General features: G+C 70.7%; 4 protein-coding genes and 2 pseudogenes. 5 read left to right on the top strand and 1 reads right to left on the bottom strand.

Translation table 11 applies throughout. The features are described from left to right. On the bottom strand, nucleotides 1-2,431 hold a 2,431-nt coding region (locus tag ACWNCF_RS04185), incomplete at its 3' end, for a P-loop NTPase fold protein (RefSeq protein ID WP_449406134.1). Between the two features lie 66 nt (nucleotides 2,432-2,497). Here ACWNCF_RS04185 and ACWNCF_RS04180 point away from each other — a divergent pair. The 5 genes and pseudogenes from ACWNCF_RS04180 to ACWNCF_RS04160 form a co-directional block, all read left to right on the top strand. Next, a pseudogene (locus tag ACWNCF_RS04180) lies at nucleotides 2,498-2,728 on the top strand (LysR family transcriptional regulator); the annotation flags it as partial. A 307-nt stretch (nucleotides 2,729-3,035) separates the two neighbouring features. Then, nucleotides 3,036-3,542 (top strand): LysR substrate-binding domain-containing protein, encoded by a 507-nt coding sequence (locus ACWNCF_RS04175; RefSeq protein WP_449406133.1) that lies wholly within the window; start codon nucleotides 3,036-3,038, stop codon nucleotides 3,540-3,542. Between the two features lie 54 nt (nucleotides 3,543-3,596). Then, nucleotides 3,597-4,499 (top strand): 2-dehydro-3-deoxygalactonokinase, encoded by a 903-nt coding sequence (locus ACWNCF_RS04170; RefSeq protein WP_449406132.1) that lies wholly within the window; start codon nucleotides 3,597-3,599, stop codon nucleotides 4,497-4,499. After that, nucleotides 4,496-5,100, top strand: a pseudogene (locus tag ACWNCF_RS04165) (2-dehydro-3-deoxy-6-phosphogalactonate aldolase). The gene ACWNCF_RS04170 and the pseudogene ACWNCF_RS04165 overlap by 4 nt, the downstream one beginning before the upstream one ends. Before the next feature lie 62 nt (nucleotides 5,101-5,162). After that, complete coding sequence (locus tag ACWNCF_RS04160; RefSeq protein WP_449406131.1) at nucleotides 5,163-5,456, top strand: AraC family ligand binding domain-containing protein; 294 nt, start codon at nucleotides 5,163-5,165, stop codon at nucleotides 5,454-5,456. Nucleotides 5,457-5,494 lie beyond the last annotated feature (38 nt).

Here is a 5,494-nt window from a genome sequence, read left to right as displayed (position 1 = left end):
AAACGGAGGAGTTAGTTGGATGATCCAGCACCTGGTCGTCGGCTTGCCGCGTCGCCGCCTCGTCCAGGCGCGACGTAAAGATGCACACGACGGCGGCGAGGAACTGAAGGTAGGTCGCGAGCTCCTCGTTCAGGGCCAGCACGGTGGCGTCCTGCGCCGGCTGGGGCGCGGGCGCCGGCGCCGCGCGGAACCAGCGCCGTCGCGCGGGCGCGGGCGGTGGCGGCAGCAGCGCGCGGTGGCTGTCGTACAACGCCGCGGCCGTGGGCGGGACGCTGGCGATGCGGTGCACCTGCAGCAGCAAGGCCGAGCGGTCGGGGGACGGCGGCAACCGCTCCGCCACCGTGCGGAACGCCGCGACCTTGGCGCCGATCTCCGCCTCGACCAGCCGCCTGGCCACGTCGCCCAGTGCGACGGGCGCACTGCCGCCCGCGTCCTTGGCGGCCCGCACCAGGTCCCGCAAGGTCCGGACGAGCTCGCGCGCCAGTCCGGCCGACATGACGTGGCACAGGGCCTGGAACTGGACCGGCAGCGCCACGATGCGCTCCTCCAGCAGGCGCCGCGATTGGGTGAACCGCAGATGGTCCACGATGACCACGTCGTCGAACGCGGAGTCGAAGGCATCGCGGAACGGGAGTCCGCGGCGCTCGAACTGGCTCATCGCGTTTTCGGAGACGGACACGAGGAAGAACACGTTGTAGACGCCGAACACGACCTTGATGTCGTTGAGGAAGCGCTGCGCTTTCTCGTCCGATTCGATCTTGTCGAGTTCATCGATGCCGATCACGACGGTGTCGCGCGCGGCGACCTTGGCGAGGAACCGTTTGTAGGCGTCGACCAGTTCAGGCAGGGTGAGTTGCTGCTGCGCGAGCGAGCGGGCCTGCGTGAGCGAGCCTTCGACGCCCAGCGGCATCTTCAGCGCGCCGGTCCAGCCCAGCGTATAGCTCTGCTGGAACTTGATCTCCTGCAGCCAGTTCAATGCTTCCTGCACGATGTCCGACGGCGGCAACGCGTCGGCCTGCGGCGTCAACGCCCGGCGGATCGAGGCATGCCAGCGCAGCAGCGGGCGCCAGGGCAGCTCGAACCTGCGTGGCGCGTCCTCGGCGGGAGACGGGTTCGCGGCCGGGGCGCGGGCGGGCATGGTCCGGTGCGCCCGGATCGTCACCGCCACCAGCGCCACCCCGCCGCCGCACAGCAGCGCGAGCGATGCGCCCAGCAGGCTGGCGGGCGTCAGGCCCAGCTCCGCGGCGACCGATGATTGCCGGGGCGGGGCGGCGCCGGCCGCTGCCGCCGCTGCGACGGGCGTCGCGGCCGGTACGGCGGCCGGCCCGTAGGCGCGTCCGATGGCCCAGGCGACGCCGATGCTCCAGACGATCGCGCCGGCGAGCAAGGCCGTCAATGCCCCGGTGAACAAGGCGCGCCAGACCTCGGCCCCCGAGGCGGCCGCCGGCGCCACATGCCGTTTCCAGTCGGTGCGCTCGTAGCCGGGCGCCAGGCGTTCGATGGTGCGGTGGCACAGCGAGGCGAACAGATGCAGCAGGAAATCCCGCGTCTGGTAATCGACCGGCGCGGCGGTCAGCACGGTCAGGACGTCGCGGTTTCCCAGCCGGGTCTGGCGGTCGTCGCAGACCCACTGCAGCAGGGTGGACTTGCCCGCGCCCCGCGGGCCGGCCACGCCGATGGCCCCGCCGGTGAGGTTGTCCAGCATGAACATCAGGTTGGCGTAGGCGGGCGTGCGAACCATCTGGCTGCGCTGGATGGCCGCCTCCAGCGTGGAGTCAGTGACAAAACCGTGCTCCGTCCGGTAGACGGGACGGAGCCGCTCGTTGATGACCTTGCGCCAGACGTGCGCCGCCGCGTCGACGCCGCGCTGCCGCAACTTGAGCTTGATGGCGTCGATCCGGGCCTGGGTCCCGGCGATGTCGAGGGTGCCGCGCAAACTGTCCTGCTCTTTCTTGACGTTGGCGTCATGGCGGGACGAAAACCAGATCCAGATGGCGTGGACGGCGCCGATCACGGCCGCGATGCCGGCCACCAGCGGCCAGCCGCCGGCCGCGAGCAGCGTGCGCCAGGGCAGTCCGAAGCTGGTGAAAAACAGGGCGTTGATCGGATAGACGACCGCGAAGGCCAGCCACCACAGCACGACCAGCGTGCCGCTGGCGTAGTACACGATGGCGAAACCGAGCGGCTTCTTCCAGTCGGCCGAGCGGACCTTCTCGCTGTCGTCGGCGCGCTGCTTCAGCAATTCGTTCCACGTCGCGAACTCGTCGCGCGCGGCATCTTCGATCTCGCCGCGGCCTTTCAGCACCGCTTGCAGCACGCGTTGCTTCGGCGCGTCCTCGAGCCCGTCGACGGCGTCGGCGATGTCCTGGTTCGCCTTCTTCGCATCCTCGACAACGCCAAGCAATAAATCGTCGCTCCACTGGCCGGCCATGGGTTGCCTCCCGAAGTTGGTGCTGCGTGATGGGCGGATTCATCTGTCGCACGGGGGGCGGCGCCGATGTTGTTTGACCCTGGACGGATGGGCAACTATCATTACGGAAACTTACGAGGCCCACGCCGCACCGCCATGTCCGATCCCCGTTCCGACCGCTTCGTCCGCGCCTACCTCAAGACGCGCCACCTCGTCCTGCTCGTCGAACTGGGCCGGCACGGGTCGATCATGCAGGCCGCCCAGGCCGCGAACCTGACCCAGCCGGCCGCGTCGAAGCTCCTCGGCGAGCTGGAACACGCGCTGGGCGTGACGCTGTTCGAGCGCCTGCCGCGCGGCGTCGAACCGACGTGGTACGGCAAGGTGCTGATCCGCCGCGCCGGCGCCTCGCTGGCGGAGATGGACGCCGCCTACCAGGAAGTGATGGAACTGATGTCCGGCCTGCGCGGCCGGGTCGCGGTCGGCGCCATCCTGACGCCGTCGACGACGCTGGTGCCCGCCGCCGTCACCCTGCTCAAGACGCGGCATGCGCGCCTGAACGTGTCGATCGAAGTCAACAGCAGCAAGCAGACTGGTCGAGCACCTGCGCGCGGGCGACCTGGACATCGTGATCGGCCGCGTGGTCGACGGCGCCATCGCCGACGAATTCCATTTCGAGCCGATCACCGACGAGCCGCACTGTCTGATCGTGCGTGCCGGCCACCCGCTGCTGGGCGCGCGCGGCCTCGACCTGGCCGACCTGGCGCGCCAGGCGTGCATCGTGCCGCCGGCCGGCAGCATGGTGCGCGACCGGATCGCGGCGCTGTTCCTCACACAGGGGCTGGAGCAGCCGGCGGAGACGGTGTCGACGGCCGAGCTCCCGGTCGTCACGACCCTGCTGCTCGGCAGCGACATGGTGGCGCCGATGTCGGTGGAACTCGTCAAGCCGTACCTGGACAACGGCTTGCTGGCCGTGCTGCCGTACGAGCTGAACCTGCGCATGGACGTCTACGGCATCATCACCCGGCGCCACCACCAGCTGTCGCCGGCGGCGGAAGCGATGCTGGGCGCGCTGCGCGAGTCGGCCACACGCCCCAAGCCGACGGCGCGCGTCACGTATATCAAATCGGGATAGCAGGGCGCGCACACGCGATGGCCCGGCGCGGCGCGTAACGGGTAGCATGGCGCCATGAATACCTGCGCGCCGACTTCAAGCCGCCGCCTGCTCGGCATCGACTGGGGCACGAGCAACCGCCGCGCCTATCTCGTCGATGCGGCAGGCAGCCGCCTGGCCGAACGGGCCGACGACCAGGGCATGCTGGCAGCGCGGCCCGACTTTGCCGGTTCGTTTGCACGGCTGCTGGCGGCCATGGATGTCGGCGCCGACGTCCCCGTCGTCGCCTCCGGCATGGTGGGCAGCGCCCAGGGCTGGCGCGACATCCCTTACCTCGACATCGGCGTGCCGCTGGAAGCGTTGCCGGACCGCCTCGTCCGCATCGACGATCCGCGCGCCGGGCGGTCCTGCCTGATCGTTCCCGGCTACGCCCAGCGCGGCGCGCACGTCGACGTGATGCGGGGCGAGGAAACCCAGCTGCTGGGCGCCGTGGCGCTGGGCCGGCGCGACGGCTGGTTCGTCCTGCCCGGCACGCACAGCAAATGGGTGCTCGTCGAAGACGGCGTCGTGCGCCGCATCGTCACGTTCATGACGGGCGAGCTGTTCGCGACGCTGTCCGCGCATGGCACGCTGGCGCCGCTGATGGCGGGCGCGGACGACGACGCGGCCTTCGGCGCCGGCCTGGATGAGGCCCGCCGCGGCGCGCCGCTGTCGAACGCGCTGTTCGGCGTGCGGGCCCGCGTCGTCACGGGCGCCATGCCCGGCGCGCAGGCGCGGTCGTTCGTGAGCGGCCTGCTCGTCGGCGCGGAATTCGTCGCGGCCGGGCGCGCCGCGCCGCTCACCTGCATCGGATCGCCGAACCTGCAGGCCCGCTATGCGCGCGCGGCCGGCCATTTCGGCGTGACGCTCGCCGGACTCGATCCGGACCGCGTGTATTGCGCCGCGCTCGCGCGCTTCCTGGACCGGATACCCTCATGAATCTCCCCGACCTGCCTCTCGTCGCCATCCTGCGCGGCCTCGACCCCAAGGACGCCGCCACCGTCGGCCACGTGCTGTTCGATGCCGGCTGGCGCCTGCTCGAGGTGCCGCTGAACCGGCCGGGCGCGCTGGCCGCGATCCGCATCCTCGTCGACATGGCGCCGCCCGACGCCATCGTCGGCGGCGGCACGATGCTGAGCGTGGCCGACGTCGACGCCGTCGCGCACGCGGGCGGCCGCCTGTTCGTCGCGCCGAACTGCAATCCGGCCGTGATCGCGCATGCGCGCGCGGCTGGCATGCTGTGCGCGCCCGGTGTCGCGACGCCGACCGAGGCCTTCGCCGCGCTGGACGCGGGCGCATGCGCTGAAACTGTTCCCGGCCGAGTCGATCGGACCCGCGGGCCTGAGGGCGATGACATCCGTGCTGCCCGCCGGGACGCCGCTGTGGCCCGTGGGCGGCGTGACGCCCGGAACAGATCCCCACGTGGAGGGCGGCAGGGGCGACGGGGGCGGGGATCGGCGGCCAGCTGTTTGCGCCGGGTGCGGCCCCGGATGCCCTGGCGGCGCGCGCGGCCGCGTTTGCGCTGGCCTGGCGCGGCTGAATCGGGGCCACGCTGCGCGTCGGACTGATAGAATGGGATGTCATTCTTCCTGAGCGCGACCCATGGCCCGACCCGACCGACACATCGCGCGCCAGACCTTCTGGCGCGACCCCGCCTTGCCGTTCATCGAAGCGCGTTGCGTGGCCGACGGGCGCGGCCTGAATTACGGGCGGCACTGGCACGAAACGCATTCCATCGGCGTCATCACGGGCGGCCGCAGCACCTATGTCAACGGGGCGCATGCGGAGGTGGTGGAGCAGGGCGCCGTCGTCGTCGTCAATCCAGGCGCCGTCCACGGCTGCAATCCGGTGGGCGACGCGAGGTGCTGGATCATCCAACTAACTCCTCCGTTTTAACCTTAGCAATACGTAACTGAACGAAGTAAGATCAACAT

The sequence above is a fragment of the Massilia phosphatilytica genome (genome assembly GCF_977014125.1).
This window is presented reverse-complemented; position numbering and strand designations above follow the sequence as displayed.

What these genes read in the sequence shown, in the direction of transcription:
- ACWNCF_RS04170 (WP_449406132.1), top strand. Translation starts at nt 3,597, where the DNA reads ATGAATACCTGCGCGCCGACTTCAAGCCGCCGCCTGCTCGGCATCGAC.
- ACWNCF_RS04160 (WP_449406131.1), top strand. Translation starts at nt 5,163, where the DNA reads ATGGCCCGACCCGACCGACACATCGCGCGCCAGACCTTCTGGCGCGAC.